Here is a 26277-nt window from a genome sequence, read left to right as displayed (position 1 = left end):
CAAGATAAGCTTGAATGTGCTTTATCTTGGAACAGCTCTTAGAGTATATTATTCAATTATACTGTTGTTACATAGCTAGATATAATTTGCTCTACATCATCTCTCTTACTTTCTAAAGCTGATTCCCAATTGCCAATGCCATTTGTTTCACAGAATTCGTTCATTGATTGGATGAGCAGGTCGATTTTTGACATTTCTAAACTTATACCATTATTAAACTTAATTGGTTCAAAACTTGAATCAGAACCTTTAATCTCGATAGAGTTAGTATTATTGAAATCTTCAATAATCAAACTGTCTTGAGATTTACTAAACATAAAATCATTAATATTTTTTCTGATATCAAGTGTATTGCTTCCTTCAGTATCGCTTACTATATCTTTTCCAAAGGCACCTTTAAAGATATATGTGTCATGGCCATAGGAACCTTCTAGATGATCATTTCCAGAGCCTCCTATCAATATATCATCCCCACTCCATCCATATAACATATCAGCACCTAATCCGCCAGTTAGTGTGTCGTTGCCTTCATTGCCGTATAAAGTATCATCATCTGCTCCACCGTTTAATGTATCGCTTCCACCGTATCCATATACAGTGTCTGCGCCCTCTAAGCCATTAAAATGATCATTTGAGTTTGTTCCCTTATATGTATCATTGCCGGAGGTGCCTTCTACTGGATGGCTTTCTATTTTTTCTTTATCCCATACTGTTCCATCACTAAATTCTAGTGCCTCTATTTTGTACCTATACGATTTAGTTGTAGAGTAGTAGTTTTTCACGCAGATCTGATCTGTATGACCTTTTATTTTTATAATTAGGTCACTTGATGATTTCTTTAATACCAACGATTCTGGTGTGATGCCTTCTCCAAATACTATCTTGTCTTTGGCATTTGAAATTGAATCATCATATTCAAGGATCGTGTCCATTCCATCCCCTAGGTCGAACTTATATGTGTCATGGCCATAGGAACCTTCTAGATGATCATTTCCAGAGCCTCCTATCAATATATCATCCCCACTCCATCCATATAACATATCAGCACCTAATCCGCCAGTTAGTGTGTCGTTGCCTTCATTGCCGTATAAAGTATCATCATCTGCTCCACCATTTAATGTATCGTTTCCACCGTATCCATATACAGTGTCTGCGCCCTCTAAGCCATTAAAATGATCATTTGAGTTTGTTCCCTTATATGTATCATTGCCGGAGGTGCCTTCTACTGGATGGCTTTCTATTTTTTCTTTATCCCATACTGTTCCATCACTAAATTCTAGTGCCTCTATTTTGTACCTATACGATTTAGTTGTAGAGTAGTAGTTTTTCACGCAGATCTGATCTGTATGACCTTTTATTTTTATAATTAGGTCACTTGATGATTTTTTTAATACCAACGATTCTGGTGTGATGCCTTCTCCAAACACTATCTTGTCTTTGGCATTTGAAATTGAATCATCATATTCAAGGATCGTGTCCATTCCATCCCCTAGGTCGAACTTATATGTGTCATGGCCATAGGAACCTTCTAGATGATCATTTCCAGAGCCTCCTATCAATATATCATCCCCACTCCATCCATATAACATATCAGCACCTAATCCGCCAGTTAGTGTGTCGTTGCCTTCATTGCCGTATAAAGTATCATCATCTGCTCCACCATTTAATGTATCGTTTCCACCGTATCCATATACAGTGTCTGCGCCCTCTAAGCCATTAAAATGATCATTTGAGTTTGTTCCCTTATATGTATCATTGCCGGAGGTGCCTTCTACTGGATGGCTTTCTATTTTTTCTTTATCCCATACTGTTCCATCACTAAATTCTAATGTCTCTATTTTGTACCTGTACGAGTAAGATGTAGAGTAGTAGCTTTTCACGCAAATCTGATCTGTATGACCTTTTATTTTTATTATAAGGTCACTTGATGATTTCTTTAATACTAACGATTCTGGTGTGATGCCTTCTCCAAACACTATCTTGTCTTTGGCATTTGAATTTGACCCATCAAATTCAAGGATCGTGTCCATTCCATCCCCTAGGTTGAACTTGTACGTGTCACTTCCATAGGATCCTTCTAAGTGATCATTTCCAGAGCCTCCTATCAATATATCATCCCCACTCCATCCATATAACATATCAGCACCTAATCCGCCAGTTAGTGTGTCGTTGCCTTCATTGCCGTATAAAGTATCATCATCTGCTCCACCGTTTAATGTATCGCTTCCACCGTATCCATATACAGTGTCTGCGCCCTCTAAGCCATTAAAATGATCATTTGAGTTTGTTCCCTTATATGTATCATTGCCGGAGGTGCCTTCTACTGGATGGCTTTCTATTTTTTCTTTATCCCATACTGTTCCATCACTAAATTCTAATGTCTCTATTTTGTACCTGTACGAGTAAGATGTAGAGTAGTAGCTTTTCACGCAAATCTGATCTGTATGACCTTTTATTTTTATAATAAGGTCACTTGATGATTTTTTTAATACTAACGATTCTGGTGTGATGCCTTCTCCAAACACTATCTTGTCTTTGGCATTTGAACTTGACCCATCAAATTCAAGGATCGTGTCCATTCCATCCCCTAGGTTGAACTTATATGTGTCACTTCCATAGTGTCCTTCTAACTCATCATCTCCTGAGCCGCCTATTAATACATCGTTACCATCATAACCGTATAAAATATCATCATCTGCTCCACCATTTAATGTGTCATTTCCATCGTTGCCATATAAAGTGTCTGCGCCCTCTAAGCCATTAAAGTGATCGTTTGAATTTGTTCCCTTATATGTATCATCGCCGGAGGTGCCTTCTACTGGATGGCTTTCTATTTTTTCTTTATCCCATACTGTTCCATCACTAAATTCTAATGTCTCTATTTTGTACCTGTACGAGTAAGATGTAGAGTAGTAGCTTTTCACGCAAATCTGATCTGTATGACCTTTTATTTTTATTATAAGGTCACTTGATGATTTCTTTAATACTAACGATTCTGGTGTGATGCCTTCTCCAAACACTATCTTGTCTTTGGCATTTGAATTTGACCCATCAAATTCAAGGATCGTGTCCATTCCATCCCCTAGGTTGAACTTGTACGTGTCACTTCCATAGGATCCTTCTAAGTGATCATTGCCAGAGCCGCCTATCAATATATCATCCCCACTCCATCCATATAACATATCAGCACCTAATCCGCCAGTTAGTGTGTCGTTGCCTTCATTGCCGTATAAAGTATCATCATCTGCTCCACCGTTTAATGTATCGCTTCCACCGTATCCATATACAGTGTCTGCGCCCTCTAAGCCATTAAAATGATCATTTGAGTTTGTTCCCTTATATGTATCATTGCCGGAGGTGCCTTCTACTGGATGGCTTTCTATTTTTTCTTTATCCCATACTGTTCCATCACTAAATTCTAATGTCTCTATTTTGTACCTGTACGAGTAAGATGTAGAGTAGTAGCTTTTCACGCAAATCTGATCTGTATGACCTTTTATTTTTATTATAAGGTCACTTGATGATTTCTTTAATACTAACGATTCTGGTGTGATGCCTTCTCCAAACACTATCTTGTCTTTGGCATTTGAATTTGACCCATCAAATTCAAGGATCGTGTCCATTCCATCCCCTAGGTTGAACTTGTACGTGTCACTTCCATAGGATCCTTCTAAGTGATCATTGCCAGAGCCGCCTATTATTTCATCGTCTCCACTTCCTCCATATAACTTGTCAGAGCCCGTGCCGCCTTCTAAGATATCATTCCCATCATTGCCGTATAAAGTATCATCATCTGCTCCACCATTTAATGTGTCATTTCCACCGTATCCACATACAGTGTCTGCGCCCTCTAAGCCATTAAAGTGATCATTTGAATTTGTTCCCTTATATGTATCATCGCCGGAGGTGCCTTCTACTGGATGGCTTTCTATTTTTTCTTTATCCCATACTGTTCCATCACTAAATTCTAGTGCCTCTATTTTGTACCTATACGATTTAGTTGTAGAGTAGTAGTTTTTCACGCAGATCTGATCTTCATATCCCTTTATTTTTATTATAAGGTCACTTGATGATTTTTTTAATACCAACGATTCTGGTGTGATGCCTTCTCCAAACACTATCTTGTCTTTGGCATTTGAATTTGACCCATCAAATTCAAGGATCGTGTCCATTCCATCCCCTAGGTTGAACTTATATGTGTCACTTCCATAGTGTCCTTCTAACTCATCATTGCCAGAGCCGCCTATTAATACATCGTCTCCACTTCCTCCATACAGCGTATCAGAGCCCGTGCCGCCATCTAAGATATCATTCCCATCGTTGCCATATAAAGTATCATCATCTGCTCCACCATTTAATGTATCGTTTCCACCGTATCCATATACAGTGTCTGCGCCCTCTAAGCCATTAAAGTGATCATTTGAATTTGTTCCCTTATATGTATCATCGCCGGAGGTGCCTTCTACTGGATGGCTTTCTATTTTTTCTTTATCCCATACTGTTCCATCACTGAATTCTAGTGCCTCTATTTTGTACCTATACGAGTCTGATGTAGAGTAGTAGTTTTTCACGCAGATCTGATCTTCATATCCCTTTATTTTTATTATAAGGTCACTTGATGATTTTTTTAATACTAACGATTCTGGTGTGATGCCTTCTCCAAACACTATCTTGTCTTTGGCATTTGAATTTGACCCATCAAATTCAAGGATCGTGTCCATTCCATCCCCTAGGTTGAACTTATATGTGTCACTTCCATAGTGTCCTTCTAAGTGATCATTGCCAGAGCCGCCTATTAATACATCGTCTCCACTTCCTCCATACAGCGTATCAGAGCCCGTGCCGCCATCTAAGATATCATTCCCATCGTTGCCATATAAAGTATCATCATCTGCTCCACCATTTAGCAAATCATTACCACCATAACCGTATAAGGTATCCTCATCGACTCCACCATTTAATGTATCGTTTCCACCGTATCCATATACAGTGTCTGCGCCCTCTAAGCCATTAAAATGATCATTTGAATTTGTTCCCTTATATGTATCATCGCCGGAGGTGCCTTCTACTGGATGGCTTTCTATTTTTTCTTTATCCCATACTGTTCCATCACTGAATTCTAGTGCCTCTATTTTGTACCTATACGAGTCTGATGTAGAGTAGTAGTTTTTCACGCAGATCTGATCTTCATATCCCTTTATTTTTATTATAAGGTCACTTGATGATTTTTTTAATACTAACGATTCTGGTGTGATGCCTTCTCCAAACACTATCTTGTCTTTGGCATTTGAATTTGACCCATCAAATTCAAGGATCGTGTCCATTCCATCCCCTAGGTTGAACTTATATGTGTCACTTCCATAGTGTCCTTCTAACTCATCATCTCCTAAGCCGCCTATTAATACATCGTCTCCACTTCCTCCATACAGCGTATCAGAGCCCGTGCCGCCATCTAAGATATCATTCCCATCGTTGCCATATAAAGTATCATCATCTGCTCCACCATTTAATGTGTCATTTCCACCGTATCCATATACAGTGTCTGCGCCCTCTAAGCCATTAAAATGATCATTTGAATTTGTTCCCTTATATGTATCATCGCCGGAGGTGCCTTCTACTGGATGGCTTTCTATTTTTTCTTTATCCCATACTGTTCCATCACTGAATTCTAGTGCCTCTATTTTGTACCTATACGAGTCTGATGTAGAGTAGTAGTTTTTCACGCAGATCTGATCTTCATATCCCTTTATTTTTATTATAAGGTCACTTGATGATTTTTTTAATACTAACGATTCTGGTGTGATGCCTTCTCCAAACACTATCTTGTCTTTGGCATTTGAATTTGACCCATCAAATTCAAGGATCGTGTCCATTCCATCCCCTAGGTTGAACTTATATGTGTCACTTCCATAGTGTCCTTCTAACTCATCATTGCCAGAGCCGCCTATTAATACATCGTCTCCACTTCCTCCATACAGCGTATCAGAGCCCGTGCCGCCATCTAAGATATCATTCCCATCGTTGCCATATAAAGTATCATCATCTGCTCCACCATTTAATGTATCGTTTCCACCGTATCCATATACAGTGTCTGCGCCCTCTAAGCCATTAAAGTGATCATTTGAATTTGTTCCCTTATATGTATCATCGCCGGAGGTGCCTTCTACTGGATGGCTTTCTATTTTTTCTTTATCCCATACTGTTCCATCACTGAATTCTAGTGCCTCTATTTTGTACCTATACGAGTCTGATGTAGAGTAGTAGTTTTTCACGCAGATCTGATCTTCATATCCCTTTATTTTTATTATAAGGTCACTTGATGATTTTTTTAATACTAACGATTCTGGTGTGATGCCTTCTCCAAACACTATCTTGTCTTTGGCATTTGAATTTGACCCATCAAATTCAAGGATCGTGTCCATTCCATCCCCTAGGTTGAACTTATATGTGTCACTTCCATAGTGTCCTTCTAAGTGATCATTGCCAGAGCCGCCTATTAATACATCGTCTCCACTTCCTCCATACAGCGTATCAGAGCCCGTGCCGCCATCTAAGATATCATTCCCATCGTTGCCATATAAAGTATCATCATCTGCTCCACCATTTAGCAAATCATTACCACCATAACCGTATAAGGTATCCTCATCGACTCCACCATTTAATGTATCGTTTCCACCGTATCCATATACAGCGTCTGCGCCCTCTAAGCCATTAAAATGATCATTTGAATTTGTTCCCTTATATGTATCATCGCCGGAGGTGCCTTCTACTGGATGGCTTTCTATTTTTTCTTTATCCCATACTGTTCCATCACTGAATTCTAGTGCCTCTATTTTGTACCTATACGAGTCTGATGTAGAGTAGTAGTTTTTCACGCAGATCTGATCTTCATATCCCTTTATTTTTATTATAAGGTCACTTGATGATTTTTTTAATACTAACGATTCTGGTGTGATGCCTTCTCCAAACACTATCTTGTCTTTGGCATTTGAATTTGACCCATCAAATTCAAGGATCGTGTCCATTCCATCCCCTAGGTTGAACTTATATGTGTCACTTCCATAGTGTCCTTCTAAGTGATCATTGCCAGAGCCGCCTATTATTTCATCGTCTCCACTTCCTCCATACAGCGTATCAGAGCCCGTGCCGCCATCTAAGATATCATTCCCATCGTTGCCATATAAAGTATCATCATCTGCTCCACCATTTAATGTATCGTTTCCACCGTATCCATATACAGTGTCTGCGCCCTCTAAGCCATTAAAATGATCATTTGAATTTGTTCCCTTATATGTATCATCGCCGGAGGTGCCTTCTACTGGATGGCTTTCTATTTTTTCTTTATCCCATACTGTTCCATCACTGAATTCTAGAGCCTCTATTTTGTACCTATACGAGTCTGATGTAGAGTAGTAGTTTTTCACGCAGATCTGATCTTCATATCCCTTTATTTTTATTATAAGGTCATTTGATGATTTTTTTAATACTAACGATTCTGGTGTAATGCCTTCTCCAAACACTATCTTGTCTTTGGTGTTTAAACCTTTCACTCCATTTTCAAGGATCGTGTCCATTCCATCCCCTAGGTTGAACTTATATGTGTCACTTCCATAGTGTCCTTCTAAGTGATCATTGCCAGAGCCGCCTATTATTTCATCGTCTCCACTTCCTCCATATAACTTGTCAGAGCCCGTGCCGCCATCTAAGATATCATTCCCATCGTTGCCACTTAAAATATCATCACCATTATATCCGAACAGAAAATCTCTATCCACGGTTCCATTAATTTCATCATTTTGGGGACTTCCCTCACGAATATCACCATTGTATAAAACTTGCTTCATATAAATAACAGGCTCATCAAACAAGTCTCCGAAACAGTAATCATATTCAATTAATGCATCAACTAACTCTATGTATGCAGAATCCATGAGTATATCGTGTTGAGAAGCAAATTCTCCTAATAACTGTAGCTTTACATAAGCTTTTTCTGGATCAGTCTCCATCATTTGTGTTAGATAATCTCCTGTTTCTTCAAAATCATATGCTCTTCGTCGTTCAGTATCACTATGTGTAAAATTAATAGTATTTAAAATATCTTTAAGTGGTCCCTCTTGGATCATTCTGGATTTGAAGACATCAAAAATCGAATCATAAGCACTTATTAGCAGTTTAGCGGCTTCAGGTCTTACAGTGCTTTGATTGTACACATTTACATATTTATCATTTAAGACTAGTTCAAGAACTTTAACTTTCCGAGCATCCATATAATGTCCATATGGGCATGCACGTGAATTGGGATCAATCTCATTAACCCCCATCCATCTAAAGAAAATTTCCTGAAGTTTTTCATTGACATTTGATCTGGATGGCTTTTTCACGAATGCTTCAACTTTCTCTAACAGTTCATCGTCATCATTCATAGCTTCGTGTAATGATACAACATGACTTACACCGCTTAAATTGGGAAGATCTTCAAATGCATCATATTCCTTCTCACTTGTGCTTACTGTGTCAAACATATTTGCTTTAAATTTGTAGTCAGACATTTCGTGAATGCTTCCATCAGTCTTCACATATGTGCCTTTCATGAAAAGAATATTGCCGTTTTCATCTGTTTCATTTTTTAATGTGTTTTGTAAATTTAGACGAATTATGTCAAATTCACTTAGTTTGTGTAGTTCATTTTCTTGTGAGTTACCATCGCCATTTGCATCTTTCCAAATTTTAAGTTCACCAAAATTTTCATCACCTGAATCAATAACACCGTCACCATTTTTATCCAGAGCGGCCAAAGCTTCAAATCCATCGCTCGCTTTTGATCCATTCTCTAAATAAGTATTATTTCCAAATAATTCTCGTCCACTTTCTATCAGACCATTACCATCAATATCCCTAACGAGTAGCCCGTCTTCTCTACTTAACCACCCTGTTTTTTCTTTGAATCCATCATCTTGATGATCGAAATATGCAATATTATTTATTGATGTGGTTTGTATACCATCACCATTGAGATCTAATATTATAGGAGTTTGAACAGTTTCTGCACTCTTATATTTTTTCGTTACATCACGCTCAACCACAACTTTTATTTGCGATTTCGGGAAATTTACGTGTCCATAATAATAGCTCGTTGGTTTTGTAAAATAAATTGGATCATTGCTAGATGGGCCCTCATTCCCTTCATTACTTTCTTTCTTTTCAAAATCATCCAACTTGCCATCTAAAAGGTCTTGTACAGGATTTTCAATATTCTTAGCTTTAGAGAAACTTTCTATAATCGTTCCTGCATTGCCAGATACAGCTACAAGAGGTGTATACGTCTCAAAACTATAATGCTCACTTGTCTCAGAGTCCGTATTCTCATTAAATTTTAAAGTATGTAGATTGTATCCAACATCTATCATTTGCCCATCTCTATAAAAAACTGCTGCATTGTGGTAAAACTCGATTTCTATGTTTTCATTTGAGTCATACTCTTGCAAGATGTCTAAATAGTCTCTATACACTAATTTCTCTTTTTCAACATGTAAATTAACCACATCACCATCTAAGTAATCTGATAGATTTAAATTAGGCTGGTTTTTTAACACTGAAAACTTCTTAAGAACTTTTACATCAACAGCTCGATCAACAACTGACTCAAACTCAACTCTTTGATTTTCTTTATTAAAAATTATGTCATCGAACATATTTTTGTTATACGTTTCATTTGAATAAAAATCATTTATAATAACTCTATTGTTTCTATTTTTCTTATCTTCTAATACTAAATCTTTACTGTCTTTCCATATGTAAAGTTCTTCTTTATTTAAGTCAGTAAAATGAATTTTATTTTGACCGCCTGAAACCGCGTCATATATTATGTCTTCTCCAAAGTTTCCTTCGAAATAATATGTGTCTTCCCCCCCCTTACCTTTAAGGGTATCATCGCCTTGACCTCCATATAAGCGATCATCAAGCTCCATACCAATTAAGTCATCATCCCCATTTAATCCATATAAATTATTTCTTCTACCGCTTATTCCTCTAATACCTGGTGATTTTGTGTCATATGAATTGGTATTAGCATTCCATTCTCTTATATACTTATCATCACTATTAGTACCGAATACTTCATTGAAGCTATAGCTCACTAACTGGTCTTTTATTAAATACTCTTCGTCTCCAATTCTGATTTTTTCAACTTTATTCTTATCATCTAGAAAATAATCAGTAATTCTTACAGAGTTATCACCGTAATAAATAACTAAATCATCCGTCTTCGCATAACTTAAATCATCAATAGATTTCACATCTTCAAATACTATAGTATCTATATCCGATGAGCCCTCATTGATTATGTCGTTTCCATCACCGTATCTGAAGTAATATGTGTCATTTCCACTACCACCATGGATTACATCTTGATTTTCTCCTCCGTATAAGTGATCATTTCCAGATCCGCCATAAAGATAATCATTTCCCTCATCACCATAAAGTTGATCATCTCCTATATCACCATAAAGATGATCAATATTTAAACCACCTTTTAGTGTGTCTTCACCTTCTTGTCCTCGCAATATATCTTTTCCACTATGACCATTGATAATATCATTCCCACCATTACCATTGATAGTGTCATTGCCTTCTCTTCCAAGTAGGTATTCACCGCTTGCAGTTCCCTCTAATACAGCTTCATTTGAATTTGCTACTGATAAATATTCGCCAATATATATGACATCACCAGCATTCGGGTCCACTCCACTTGAACTCTTTTCGACAAATCTCAATTTCTCAATTAAGCCACTACCACCTAGGTAAGATGCCGCCATGTACTCTTTTATAACAATTCGATCGGATGATTCTCCAGAAAAGCTAACGATTAGGTCGTCACCTTCTATGGCAAAATTAACTTGGTCTTTTGCATATCCGGCAATCACCAGTTCATCTTGACCTGCATTTGTTATAAACTCTTCACCATTACGTCTTGTCTTAACATAATCATGAATGACATCTTCTCCATCGCCTGCTCTAAAAATGTACTTGTCATTTGTGGTTGAGAAATTCTCAAATTCATCAAAACCCTTTAAACCGAAATGTAGATGGTTTGTACCTTCTGAAATTTGTATCTTATCTATTAAATTTTCTGTTGCACCATCTTCCACTCGAATACTGCCTAAATTTTGAGCGGTCTTTCCAACTGTTACTATTAGGTCTTCTTCTGCTTCTCGTATAGTGACATCTTGTGTTCCTGTTATAACAATTTTATTTTTATCCGTTTCAGATTTAACTTCCTTAATTAAATCTTTTCCATCTCCCAGGTTATACACATAGGTATCTGAACCATGCCCACCTTCAAGGTAATCATCTCCCTTTTCCCCAAAGAAAGTGTCATTGTGGTCAAATCCATATAACTGATTATTGTGCTCATTTGCGTGTACACTTATATCACCGTTATCTGATCCCATAAAGATCCACTGATTAAGGTCTATCGTTTCATTTGTATCTGCGAACTGAATTTCCGATATATTCGTATTTTTGGTTATATTGCCATCGTAGGTTACAAAAAAACCACCCGCGTCTTTTAGCACGACTTTATTTGACTCGTCTTCTTTAAAAATCATTGTTGCGGTCATTTTTTCAGAATTGAACTCAAACCGCACGTCGTCTTTATTAATCCCTTTTAAAACGAGTTTATTATTTTCTATTGTGTTGTCATATAGATTTTTATCTTCAATTACATCTTTTCCATCGCCATCATTGTAAACATATATATCTGCTCCAGAGCCGCCTTTAAGTATATCTGTGCCCTTTTTACCTTCTAAAACATCTGAACCAATTCCGCCTTCTAGGGTATCTCTCATATCATATCCTACAAGAGCATCATCGCCGCCTTCACCAATTAGATGATTTTTGTCACCTGCTATGGCTTTTATTGAATTGTTTTTGCTGTTGCCCTTAACTTTATTTGTTATAGTGGCATCTGCAATAGCCGAGTTAAATCCCTTTGATAAAGTGACAAAAGAATCGTCTTCATTTGGAGATAAATATTCTGGTGAAGCTGGAAATGGTATATCATCACCATCTTTAACCATACCTTGGTATCTAAAGTACTCAGACCGACCATCAGCTTTTGATATCATATCTTCATATGCTGATTTAAGAAAATCAATGCCCGCTGAAATGCTGAATGATGCCAGTTGCCATGCCAGGGTCTGTGGGGTTGAAACCATCATAACTGTGGCAATGGCTCCTGCAAACCACTTCATTGCGTTAATTTCTTTTTGCTCATCAGGCGTTAAACTCTTAAGTTCTCCTGTCGCTTCCAGTTCTGTTATCTTTTCATTTAATATTTTACGTGAGTCGTTTATTTTGCCTATCTTTGCAGCTATGTTGTTTAAGTTGTTGTTAATGTACTCATCTTTTGTATATTTTACCAGTTCATCTAAATGATCACTAATGTGCATGATTTCCTTAGCACCTTGTAAAAATGCATTTGGCTTTATAAGACTCCCTGCGCCAAATTGTGCTAAATTCACTATATTTGATATGGTTTTCTTGTGGTCTTCTCCACTTGTGTCCAGTTCTGCATCTGGCAAATAGGCAAATCCTAAGAGGTTCTTATTGTAACCGTCTTCAGTGAGCTCACCATTGTTTTTGTAAATGCCTACTAAACGACCCGAGTGATTATTAATAACCGTTAATTTTTCATTAATATCTTCTTTGTACTTAAGATACATATTTACTGAAGGTAAGGCTTCATTGACATCATCAACATAATCGCCTATAATTTGTTTGATTTCCTTTTCTTTCATTCCCTCATTTAACTGGTCCAGTACATCATGTGCAAGTTTAATCTTGTCCTCACCGTTCTCATTGGTTACACCATAATGATTTAGCACCAAAACTTCAAAAAATCTTTTATGCATATCACGTGTTGCAGATAGGCCACTAATTTCTTCTTGCTTTTCATTGTATTCTTGTCTTGTGCCTGCAAAGTAGTCTTCTTCGTAAACGACATAGGATACTTGGGTGAGGTCATGCTTTCGTTCTTGCGACTCTAGCTCCAACTGTAAATTCAATAACTCTCTTTCTCCATCAATAATGTATTTCATTCTGTACATCCTCCTTAATCATACTTCGTTTCAACTTTGTATTCTTCAACGAACTCTTCTATAGTCAAACTTTCATCATATTGCAAAATTTTTAACACTCCTGTATGAGACTTACCGATTATATCAATTAATTTAAAAGCATCAGTATCTGCATCAGTCTTCCATAAGTCATATTGAATATTTTCAAGACTTGAATATCCACGAAACTCTTTTTCAGTAATAGTATTTTCTTTAAACTCCTTCACAACTATTTCCCGGTGATTTTCATCAATTTCTACAAAAAACACAAATATGCTAATTCGTTTTAACCATCCCACATGTGAATGACTCATCACACTTACGAGACTGTCAATTTGAGATACTATATTTTTTATCTTTAAAAAATCTATATTCTCTTTACTTTCTAAAAAATAAAGTGATATATGAAAACTATTATCCAAATAAACCTCATCCAAAAAATTCTCATTTTCAGATATATTAGACGTATCATAAGGCTTTGCATAAGGATCTGATGTAGGATCCGGACTGTTTGGTATACTCAACTGCACAATATAGTCTTCTGCACCTGCATCTTTTATGATTTTATCTACTTTTTCTGAAAGAACCTTTTGTGCCAATACACTTTTATAAGTGTCTCTCGGTTCATCTGAATAAACTTCTGTTACAAACTCTAATGACTCGTCTGAAACCGGTGCATATACACTTTGATGGGTGGGACTACTTATGTTAGGCTCGATAAACACAAAGTCTTCATTGTATTTTTCTTTTAATCGATCCAGAACTTCAAAGTCCCATTCTCGTGCTGTTGAACTGCCTTCGTGTGTGTCAAATGCATAATTTGTTATATGAGAGACATATGGATCATCTGCACCAATTGGTCCATTGAACTCATAGCCCTCCATTTGCTTTCTTGTTAAGTCGTAATCAATACATGTAACTTCCCATTTTCTTACACCATCATTTGTTACATCTCCATCACCATTCCAGTCGCCAAAATTGTTCCATCTGGTTTCTATATTTTCTAACTTGTATGATATAGCTACTGATTCATCAAATGTATACTCTCCACCAAACATAGTGATTGCACAGTCTATTTCTCTGATGTATGTTTCTGGTTCGTCATAAAATACACTTTTGTCTAGTGCCCCTTCTCTATATTCATTTAGGCTGTCATTGTAGTACTCATTTTCTATTTTCATTTCAAAATCAAATTCTACATTGTTAACCGATTGTAATTCTGCCTCTAATCGCTTTGCAAAATAATCGTTTAACTCAGCTTCTTCTTCTGAAAAATCTTCAAAGTAAAAGCCGCTTCCAAAATGTCTGTCCACATCTTCTTTTTCTTTATTGATTGTTTCTTGAAGCTCATAGGCTTGTTTTTGCTTAGAGTGCTCAATTTGATCACCACCGTTTATTACCGTGCTTCCACCTGATGAACTTGAACATCCTGAAACAATAATCATACTCACTATGGTTATTAGGGCTATTAGCCTTTTTTGTTTTTGCATTGTTGGCTCGCTTTCTTGTTTCACACCATTTTTGTTTTATGCATTTGATATCTGAGATAATCTTCTGGCTTATTCACTAAAAATAGAACTTTATATTTTTAAGTATTATATTCTGAAAGTTGCTAGATCAAATTTAAAAGTTGACCTAGCAACTATTCTTAATAAATGATATTAGTTTTTACTGGCAAAACTAAACACTATATCGATAGTCTCATCACGATGAGTATTTAATGCATCATTCCAATTTGTAACCCCGTTTTCAGTACAGAATTCATTCATAGATTGGATTAATAAATCGATTTGGCTAGACGTAATTAAGTATTCACCGTTAAACTCATAGTTCTCAATACAGTTATTTTTCACTAACACCTCATCCTCATTGTCGTGAAAACTTATGACTAAGTCTTTATTACTTATTTCAAAAATCGTGTTCTCTATCTTTGCTGTATGAAGGAGATCATCACAACCATGTGCATCTGTTATTGTGTCACTTCCTTCGTTACTTGTGGTGAAAATGTAGTGATCATCACCATAACCACCATCTAAGGCATCATCTCCCGATCCACCATAAAGTTCATCATCGCCTTTGTAACCTTTTATGATGTCATTGCCACCTTGACCATATAACTTATCTGAAAATGTCTTTGAATCTGAACCTTTTAACTCATCGGCTTCTTCTGTACCTCTATTTTCAATACTGCTAAACTTCGACTCTATTGTCGCCTCATCCCATACTTCTCCGTCTCCAAATTCTATGCGCTCTATACGTTTTTTCGAATTACTTATATAGTCTCGCATTGTGATTACGTCTTCTGTCCCTTTTATCCTCAGACTCATATCATTTCGGTCTGACCCACTCGCTTCCCACTCTATTTCATCAGAATTTATATCTGTAAAATGTATGCTATCCACCGATCCTATATCATAACGATCCGATTCTCCCCAACTTGATATATACGCATTTTCGTCTATAACATCTTGACCAAAACCCTTACTAAACACATAGGTATCATTGCCCCTATAACCCTTTAGGGTGTCATTGCCTGTTCCTCCTATAAGTATGTCATCTCCAGATCCACCATCTATTTCATCATCTCCAAAACCACCGTATAGCTTGTCATCTCCAGATCCACCATCTAGGGTATCATTGCCTATTCCACCATATAGGGTATCCTTGTCTTCTCCACCATCTAAGGCATCATCTCCAGATCCACCATAAAGTTCATCATCGCCTTTGTAACCTTTTATGATGTCATTGCCACCTTGACCATATAACTTATCTGAAAATGTCTTTGAATCTGAACCTTTTAACTCATCGGCTTCTTCTGTACCTCTATTTTCAATACTGCTAAACTTCGACTTTATTGTCGCCTCATCCCATACTTCTCCGCCTCCAAATTCTATGCGCTCTATACGTTTTTCCGAATTACTTATATAGTCTCGCATTGTGATTACGTCTTCTGTCCCTTTTATCCTCAGACTCATATCATTTCGGTCTGACCCACTCGCTTCCCACTCTATTTCATCAGAATTTATATCTGTAAAATGTATGCTATCCACCGATCCTATATCATAACGATCCGATTCTCCCCAACTTGATATATACGCATTTTCGTCTAAAACATCTTGACCAAAACCCTTACTAAACACATAGGTATCATTGCCTCTATAACCCTTTAGGGTGTCATTGCCTGTTCCTCCTATAAGTATGTCATCTCCAGATCCACCATCTAGAGTATCATTGCCTATTCCACCATATAGGGTATCCTTGTCTTCTCCACCATCTAAGGCATCATCTCCAGATCCACCATAAAGTTCATCATCGCCTTTGTAACCTTTTATGATGTCATTGCCACCTTGACCATATAACTTATCTGAAAATGTCTTTGAATCTGAACCTTTTAACTCATCGGCTTCTTCTGTACCTCTATTTTCAATACTGCTAAATTTCGACTCTATTGTCGCCTCATCCCATACTTCTCCGTCTCCAAATTCTATGCGCTCTATACGTTTTTCCGAATTACTTATATAGTCTCGCATTGTGATTACGTCTTCTGTCCCTTTTATCCTCAGACTCATATCATTTCGGTCTGACCCACTCGCTTCCCACTCTATTTCATCAGAATTTATATCTGTAAAATGTATGCTATCCACCGATCCTATATCATAACGATCCGATTCTCCCCAACTTGATATATACGCATTTTCGTCTATAACATCTTGACCAAAACCCTTACTAAACACATAGGTATCATTGCCCCTATAACCCTTTAGGGTGTCATTGCCTGTTCCTCCTATAAGTATGTCATCTCCAGATCCACCATCTATTTCATCATCTCCAAAACCACCGTATAGCTTGTCATCTCCAGATCCACCATCTAGGGTATCATTGCCTATTCCACCATATAGGGTATCCTTGTCTTCTCCACCATCTAAGGCATCATCTCCAGATCCACCATAAAGTTCATCATCGCCTTTGTAACCTTTTATGATGTCATTGCCACCTTGACCATATAACTTATCTGAAAATGTCTTTGAATCTGAACCTTTTAACTCATCGGCTTCTTCTGTACCTCTTTTTTCAATACTGCTAAATTTCGACTCTATTGTCGCCTCATCCCATACTTCTCCGCCTCCAAATTCTATGCGCTCTATACGTTTTTCCGAATTACTTATATAGTCTCGCATTGTGATTACGTCTTCTGTCCCTTTTATCCTCAGACTCATATCATTTCGGTCTGACCCACTCGCTTCCCACTCTATTTCATCAGAATTTATATCTGTAAAATGTATGCTATCCACCGATCCTATATCATAACGATCCGATTCTCCCCAACTTGATATATACGCATTTTCGTCTATAACATCTTGACCAAAACCCTTACTAAACACATAGGTATCATTGCCCCTATAACCCTTTAGGGTGTCATTGCCTGTTCCTCCTATAAGTATGTCATCTCCAGATCCACCATCTATTTCATCATCTCCAAAACCACCGTATAGCTTGTCATCTCCAGATCCACCATCTAGGGTATCATTGCCTATTCCACCATATAGGGTATCCTTGTCTTCTCCACCATCTAAGGCATCATCTCCAGATCCACCATAAAGTTCATCATCGCCTTTGTAACCTTTTATGATGTCATTGCCACCTTGACCATATAACTTATCTGAAAATGTCTTTGAATCTGAACCTTTTAACTCATCGGCTTCTTCTGTACCTCTATTTTCAATACTGCTAAACTTCGACTCTATTGTCGCCTCATCCCATACTTCTCCGTCTCCAAATTCTATGCGCTCTATACGTTTTTTCGAATTACTTATATAGTCTCGCATTGTGATTACGTCTTCTGTCCCTTTTATCCTCAGACTCATATCATTTCGGTCTGACCCACTCGCTTCCCACTCTATTTCATCAGAATTTATATCTGTAAAATGTATGCTATCCACCGATCCTATATCATAACGATCCGATTCTCCCCAACTTGATATATACGCATTTTCGTCTATAACATCTTGACCAAAACCCTTACTAAACACATAGGTATCATTGCCCCTATAACCCTTTAGGGTGTCATTGCCTGTTCCTCCTATAAGTATGTCATCTCCAGATCCACCATCTATTTCATCATCTCCAAAACCACCGTATAGCTTGTCATCTCCAGATCCACCATCTAGGGTATCATTGCCTATTCCACCATATAGGGTATCCTTGTCTTCTCCACCATCTAAGGCATCATCTCCAGATCCACCATAAAGTTCATCATCGCCTTTGTAACCTTTTATGATGTCATTGCCACCTTGACCATATAACTTATCTGAAAATGTCTTTGAATCTGAACCTTTTAACTCATCGGCTTCTTCTGTACCTCTATTTTCAATACTGCTAAACTTCGACTCTATTGTCGCCTCATCCCATACTTCTCCGTCTCCAAATTCTATGCGCTCTATACGTTTTTTCGAATTACTTATATAGTCTCGCATTGTGATTACGTCTTCTGTCCCTTTTATCCTCAGACTCATATCATTTCGGTCTGACCCACTCGCTTCCCACTCTATTTCATCAGAATTTATATCTGTAAAATGTATGCTATCCACCGATCCTATATCATAACGATCCGATTCTCCCCAACTTGATATATACGCATTTTCGTCTATAACATCTTGACCAAAACCCTTACTAAACACATAGGTATCATTGCCCCTATAACCCTTTAGGGTGTCATTGCCTGTTCCTCCTATAAGTATGTCATCTCCAGATCCACCATCTATTTCATCATCTCCAAAACCACCGTATAGCTTGTCATCTCCAGATCCACCATCTAGGGTATCATTGCCTATTCCACCATATAGGGTATCTGAGCCACCATTCCCACCTAAAACATCATCACCCGAAAATCCAGCAATAATTTCATCACCATTTAAACCTTCAAGTATATTTTTCTGATTATTTCCCATAATACCGCCATTTAAGCCTAGATCAACAGCACATGCAAGTTCTGTGTTTTGCTGTACAAAGTAATCACAGAATTTTTTGAAATTATCATCGCTATCCATATAACTCTTTGTAACTACAATAAACTCACGAAGAATATCTTTTCCAACTTCAATATTTTCATCGATCATTTTTTGAATTCTTATTTTTGATTTTTCAAAATTCTTATTGCTTGTTTTTGTATCCAAATCAACTTCCACTACCACATCTTCTAGCAAGTTCCTTAAATGTGTTTTTTTCATCAAGTTTGTATAAAACATTGATGAAAACGTATTATAAATATTGTTCAAAATCATCGCAGCTGGTCTATTAGGATTAGAGCCGCTCACGCCTTCAAAATTTCTCCCACTTAACACTTCTAAAGCAGCTAATTTCCTTGCGTCAATATTGACCCCTCGACTGTTTTCATCAACATTTTCACTTTTTGTCCAAATAATCATAATTGAATCTAAAATCTCTTTTCGTTTATCATATGTACTCGCTTTAGAGAATGACTCTACTAAAACTTTCAATTCTTCATTTTCCATCATTTCAACTTGCAAACTATTTAAGTTCCCACTTCCCCACAGATTTGGAAGACTTTTAATTTCATCTGGCACCTCAACTTCACCTGTTGAAATTGTATCGGCTTTATCGGTAATGAATAAGTATTCTGACATTTCCATAGAGATATCATCTTTAGTTGTATATGACCCTATACTTTGAATAGCATTATTGTTATCGAGTACTTTAAACTCATCTGTTTTGCTTAAATTAAGAGATTTTATGTTTAATGCCTCTAATTGAAAAAGTTCATCATCAGATGATTGGCCATCTGAGTTAATGTCTTTCCATACTTTTAGATCGTTAAACGCACTATCAAGTGAATCAATTACTTCATCTCTATTTTCATCTAGCTCAGTAAGTGCAGCAAAACCATTTGGAGCTTTGGTACCATCTTCCAGAAGCGTACTATCTCCAAATAATTCTGCTCCGTCATCGATAATACCGTTTCCATTAACATCTCGAACCAAAAGGCCATCGTCTTTGTCGACCCATCCAGATTTTTCTGCAAATCCATTAGAATCTAAATCAAAGTAAACACCATTCTCAGAGCCATTTGTTTCTACACCGTCGCCATCTAAATCTAAAATTATAGGCTCACATCTAACCACTTCAGCCTCACGTGCATCATTCATTTCTTCTAGCATTTTCAAAGCTCTTAGATGTGACATAAGATTAGTCTCGTAGCCACCTAATTCTATCCCAGCTTCATTCGCCGCATTAATTATTGGTTCATAGTGCCTATTGAATGAACTTTGCATATTAGCCTGAAACTCGTCTAACTCTGATGCTATTTTACTGGATGCATACCCCACACCGCCAATAGTTACTGATACCGGGAGTGACACTGATACACCAAGAGCCTCTGCTCCCATCAATACCAATGAAATTTTTGCAAAACCATCATCAATCACGTCTGCTGAACTTAAGTTGGGTTTAACTAGAGTTAAAGCTCCATTAACAACATTAAAAGCTGTTCCTAAGCTCTTCAATGTATTGCATCCAACCTTAACATTCAGATTATTTGTCACTTCAGAAACTTGTCCTGTAATATCAGCTGACCAACCAACAGTTAAAGCCAACTCCGATGAAGGCAATGGAAATTCAGTAATACCATCTACTTTTTCTGTGTGCCCAACGCCAATGATAGTTCCTTCCTTAGCAATATAAGCAAAGCTTCCTATTGATTTAATTGTTATTGTATCTTCTTCGGTTAAGTCATTTTCCTGAATTACTTGAGAAACAGATTTAATTTTTCCTCCAACTAGATTTCCATCTTTATAAACTTCTATCTCTCCATTAACATTAAACTTATAGTTTGTATTTTCTTCAGTAACTAATGTGGATATAGTATTCGTCACTTCTTGTATCTCCAACATTTTTTCATTTACTTGATCTGACATTTTACTTGTTCCTTTCTATTTTGGGCTTATACTCTAATAATTACTACAACTCAAAACTCTCCTTAACATAATCAATAGCTGGCAAGAAAAACTCAATGATCTTTCTTTTATCGAGTTTGACTTCAACGCTGGCCGTCATTCCAGGGGTCATATTGAGTGTTTTATTTTCAAGGGGTATAAACTCTTCATCTGGTTTTATACGTATGGTATAAACATAGCCTAGTCTTTCATCTTCAAAGGCATCGGGGCTTATATATGTTATTTTTCCTGTTGCAACACCATATCGTTGAAAAGAGAATGCATCGAGTTTAATATCGCAAGCCTGCCCCTCTTCAATAAAGCCAATATCTTTATTGAGGACCTTTGCCTCTATTACAAGGGGCGTCCCCTCTGGTACAATGGTTACAATTGGCTGTGCCGATGTAACGACACCACCAATTGTATGCGCACCTATGCCACTAACACGGCCACTTACAGGGGCTTCTAAGTTGTGCATAGAAAATTTCTTTTCCATTTTTTCCAGGTCAGATTGTGCCTCCACCAGTTCTTTATCTTTTTGAACAATCATTTGAATAAGTTCTGTCCTATAGGACTGTTCTAAAGTGATTAGGTTTTGATTGGCCTGAGCTATGGTTGAGTCTGTTGATGTAATAAGCACCTGGGCTGAATGTACTTTATTCTGCATTAACTCCAGTTCAGAAACCTTGTCTTCGTACTCAATTCTTGATAAACTTCCCGATTCTAGCAGAGCCTTGTTTCTACTAACTTGTTCTTCTAGGATATCTTCCTGTTTTTTAAAATATTCCAAATCAATTTCTGCTTTTTCTTTCTCTTTCAAAGCCTTTGATATTTCAATCTCATACAGTAAGGCTTTTTCTTTGTATTCTTCCTGACGCATGCGCCTTAACTGCTTGTGATAAGCCAGTTCAGATGAGTTTAAGGTGGTTTCATCTAAATCATCAACCTGTTCGTCGTTTAGTTCCATTTCAAGCAGAGCCTTTTCAAGCTCAATTGTTTCAAGTCGCTTGTGGGCAGTTGCAAAATCTATTTCACTAAATGTAGAGTCTAATTGCAAAAGTGTTTGTCCTTTTTTTACAATGTCACCTTCTTCAACAAATATGCCAGTTATAACGCCTTGATCTGATGTCTGTAGCGTTTTTACCTGGCCGTGTGGAATAACCTTTCCTCTTGCTGATGCAATTTGATCAACTTCACCAATACACGCCCATACTATAGCCGACATGAAAATGATAAATATCATCCATATAGATACACGACCAATAGGGCTTGGAGGCGACTCAATAATCTCAATTGCAGCCGGCTGAAACTGACTATGAAGTTGTTTTTCGTATGATGTTTTCATGGCTGACCCCTCCCTCGTTTTGATTGTCCTTCGTTTGTTGACTAAAGAGGTAATGATATAAACCCTTACGTTCAATCAGTCGTTTATGGCTTCCCATTTCAACAATTTGTCCTTTGTCCATAACTATAATGCCATCACATCCCATAATTGTTGAAAGCCTATGGGCAATGATTAATACTGTTCTCCCTTTACATATGCTCTCCAAATTTTCTTGGATTGTTCTTTCAGATTCGTAATCTAACGCTGATGTGGCTTCATCAAATATTAGTATCTGAGGATTTGTTAATAAAGCTCTCGCAATGGCGATTCTCTGTCTTTGTCCACCAGATAAAGCCGCTCCTTTTTCACCAACTTGTGTATCATACCCATCGCTCAATTCAAGTATAAAATCATGAGCACCGGCTAGCTTTGCTGAGTGAACAATTTGTTCCATTGATGCCGTTGGATAATGTATGCATATATTTTCTTTAACCGATCCACTGAATAGGTAGTTTTCTTGTAGCACAACACCGATTTGTCTTCTTAGCCAGGCTGGATCTACCATTGAAATATCAATGCCATCTACTTGGATTTTTCCTCGCTCTGGGGTATATAGCCTCTGAACAAGTTTAGACAAGGTGCTCTTTCCCGAACCACTTCGACCCACAATACCCACAGTTGTACCTGCTTTTATATTGACACTTAAGTCTCTTAGAATTTCTGGGCCATCGGTTTTATATCTAAAGGTTACATTTTCAAACCCAATATTACCTCTGATCTGCGGAAGTTGAACACGTTGGCCTTCAGCCCCTTGTTCTGGTATAGCATTAAAAATATCGCCCAGCCTTTCAATAGAAACACTGGTCTGTTGAAACTCTTGCCACATTTGTACTATTCGAAGAATTGGTCCACTGACTCTTCCTGATAACATTCTGAAAGCTATGAGTTGACCGACTGTTATGTCCCCTGTCATAACCATATGAGCACCAAGCCACAAAATGCCTAAATCTCCACCGCGCTGTATAAACTGACCTACAGCACCTGCTGTTCCACCAACCATTGACGTTTTAAAAGAAGCCGTTGAATAGTCGGCCACCCTGTCTTCCCACCTTTTTTGGCTTAGGGGTTCAAGTGCAAATGATTTTATAGTTTGTATACCAGATACAGATTCCACCAAGAATGACTGACTCTCCGCCCCTGCTGTAAATTTTTCTTTAAGTCTTGTTCTAAACAGTGGAGAGGCAATGGCTGATAGACCCACATATAGTGGTAAAATAGCCAGCACCAGTTTTGTAAGTGTTGGTGAATAAATCCACATAACGACCAGATAGACCACAATAAACATAAGGTCTAAAACGCTGGATAGAGGGGCTCCGGTTAAAAATCTTCTTATGTTTTCCACTTCACGCACACGCGCGATGGTATCGCCAACACGTCTAGTTTCGAAATAACTCATTGGTAATCTAAATAAATGATTAAACAACCTTGAACTCAGAACCACATCAATTCTATTCGTCGTATGCGAAAAAACATAGTTCTTTGCTAGTGATAAAAACATTTCAAATAAAGCTATAGCAATAAGTCCAACCATAAGAACATTCAAAGTGGATAAAGCCTTATGCATAAGAACTTTATCTATTATGACTTGCATAACAAGAGGGGCTGCTAACCCAAGTATTTGCAATGTAAAAGATGCAATCAAAACTTCAATGAATGATTTTTTGAACTTTTTAATTGTTGGTATAAACCATTTAATCCCGAACTTAACTTTACTGTTAATTAATTTTCTATCTGCAACAAGTATGGCTTTACCTGTCCACCATATCTGAATCTCTTCTTCTGTATGTAACTCTGGCTTATTCTGATCAGGATCAAAAACTAAATACTTGTCTTCTCTCTTTTGTGCAAGAACTATATAATCTCCATCTTCATTTTCAATAAGCGCAGGCAAAGGCATTTTCTCAAGACCTTTACTCTTGTATGTATGAACTTTTGTTTTAAACCCAGCCCTTTTAAGTATTCGTATTAACATTGTTTGATCTGGGTTGGTTGAAATAGAGAACTCATGGATCGTCTTCCCTAAATCAAAAGGGTGCCCCAAAATCCCAGCAACTGCTGAAACACTTTTTAAACTTTTCAAGTTTAAACCTTCTTCTACATTTGATTCTTCATTCAATTTCTATCACACTCCATTTGTGGTCATTCAAGGTCATATCTTGAATAAGATATTTACCTGACACTATTTTCTTTGTAAAATACATCTTAAGATGAAAATAATCTAACTACATTTGTTTTGAATAAGATTATTTTCTATTTTTATACAAATACGCTTCATTTTATCATAAATTATCAACTAAATGTAATGAATATGTGATTTTTTGTAAAAAGTAATTATAAGGATTTTGAACAATGCGCACTTGGATAATAATAATTTCTATCTCAATCACCGGGATGCTCTGTTCCAATAAAAAAACTCCATGATTTAAAATGTACTTTAAATACAACAAAAGTGGGGAGCGATCTCTAATATCGCTCCCCACTTTTATATAGCAATTTAATATTCAACCATCTTTACATTATTACTTTAATTATCAATATTATTCTAGATAAATAAATGTTATCAATTCATTCGTTGTAATACCCTCATCTCTTTTAAGCATTTCACTTAACTATACACTTTTTTTTCAGAATATTTATTCATAGCTTGAATAAGGACATCTACACTTCTAACTGTGTTATCTTGGAACTCAAACTCTTCAATTTGTCTATAAGAAGAGGTAAGTCCATCCTGAATTGTGATTTTATCACTGCAACTTTCTATTTCTAAAATCAAATCATCAGATGTGGTATCTGTTTTAAATGTCAGATCTGACAAGTTGTAATCACAAAAAACCAATTTGTCCTGATCTGAATACATATGCATCAGATCCTTGTCCACTTTTAAGACATCATCGCCACCCATACTAAGGTATCTGTTCCATCGTCTGGTTCCTTCAAGGCTAAGGACAATCGGACTGAGGAAGAAAACGAGCTAATCCGCCTTTGCAAACAAAATCAACAACTGGAAGTGGAAAATGATATTTTATCCCTTTCGAGCACAAGCATCAAGCAGTGCTGATAACGGGACGAAAGTAGGAGTTATTCATGCCAATAAGCATAAGTACAATATCAGCGCCATGTGCAAGGTTATAAATATATCTAGAAGGCTTATATATATTATAATGCCGCACCGAATAAAGTTGACAGCGGCTTAGAAAACGAAGTCATAAAGATTTTCAAGGAAAGTCGTAACAATTATGGAACCCGTAAAATCAAAAAGAAACTACACAAAACTAAGTTTATCACCTCTAGGAAACGTATTGCCAAGATCACGAAAAAATATGGTCTTGTCTCTCAATACACAGTCAAGCAATTTAAAGTTCATAAAGCGTCTTGTAATAATGATAAGATTGAAAATGAGGTCAATTGTGAGATAATCGGCCATTCTGCTGGTGCTAAAAAAGACAGTGCCCTTGTATGCAAATCATTTTCAATAGTTCAAACTTCACTAGATAAACTCAGCATTCTCCACACAGACAGAGGTAATGAATTTAAGAATAAAGCAATTGATCAAATACTGGATACTTTCAAAATAAAACGTTCACTTAGTAAAAAGGGGATGCCCATACGACAATGCTGTGGCAGAAGCAACCTTTAAGGTGGTCAAAACAGAATTTGCATTCAACTGAATATTCAATAGCCTGGATGATTTTCTGTATGAATTACTTGATTACGTGAATTGGTACAATAATCACAGAATTCATGGTTCCTTGAATTACATGACACCCGTAAAATTTAAACAATGTGCGTTCGAGTAAAAGTTGTTTGGAAAAAGGTTGCCAATCCAAAG

At 37.0% G+C, this 26277-nt stretch carries 6 protein-coding genes and 1 pseudogene; 1 reads left to right on the top strand and 6 read right to left on the bottom strand.

Features of this window, described 5'->3' with window-relative positions; translation table 11 throughout:
• Positions 1–56: 56 nt before the first annotated feature.
• From ACQ4KW_RS04645 to ACQ4KW_RS04620, 6 genes are all read right to left on the bottom strand, one after another.
• Positions 57–13097, bottom strand: a complete 13041-nt coding sequence (locus ACQ4KW_RS04645; RefSeq protein ID WP_430885365.1) for a calcium-binding protein — start codon at positions 13095–13097, stop codon at positions 57–59.
• Positions 13098–13111: 14 nt separating this feature from the next.
• Positions 13112–14605: a hypothetical protein gene (locus ACQ4KW_RS04640; RefSeq protein WP_430885364.1), complete on the bottom strand. Its 1494-nt coding sequence runs from the start codon at positions 14603–14605 to the stop codon at positions 13112–13114.
• Between the two features lie 171 nt (positions 14606–14776).
• Positions 14777–21046, bottom strand: coding sequence for a calcium-binding protein (locus ACQ4KW_RS04635; RefSeq protein ID WP_430885363.1), 6270 nt, complete (start codon positions 21044–21046; stop codon positions 14777–14779).
• Positions 21047–21089: 43 nt separating this feature from the next.
• Complete coding sequence (locus tag ACQ4KW_RS04630; protein WP_430885362.1) at positions 21090–22409, bottom strand: HlyD family type I secretion periplasmic adaptor subunit; 1320 nt, start codon at positions 22407–22409, stop codon at positions 21090–21092.
• Complete coding sequence (locus ACQ4KW_RS04625; RefSeq protein ID WP_430885361.1) at positions 22378–24528, bottom strand: type I secretion system permease/ATPase; 2151 nt, start codon at positions 24526–24528, stop codon at positions 22378–22380. The genes ACQ4KW_RS04630 and ACQ4KW_RS04625 overlap by 32 nt, the downstream gene beginning before the upstream one ends.
• Before the next feature lie 525 nt (positions 24529–25053).
• The gene (locus ACQ4KW_RS04620; RefSeq protein ID WP_430885360.1) at positions 25054–25350 is read right to left on the bottom strand and encodes a calcium-binding protein; all 297 of its coding nucleotides are present in this window, start codon (positions 25348–25350) and stop codon (positions 25054–25056) included.
• An 18-nt stretch (positions 25351–25368) separates the two neighbouring features.
• On the opposite strand from ACQ4KW_RS04620, the pseudogene ACQ4KW_RS04615 reads away from it, so the two are divergent.
• Positions 25369–26245 (top strand): annotated as a pseudogene (locus ACQ4KW_RS04615) (IS3 family transposase); the annotation flags it as partial.
• Between the last annotated feature and the right edge of the window lie 32 nt (positions 26246–26277).

It is taken from the genome of Tianxiuia mixotrophica, from assembly GCF_050596425.1.
GTDB lineage: Bacteria > Bacillota > Clostridia > Peptostreptococcales > Acidaminobacteraceae.
Note: the sequence above shows the minus strand (reverse complement) of the source record. Positions and strands in the feature narration are given on the sequence as shown.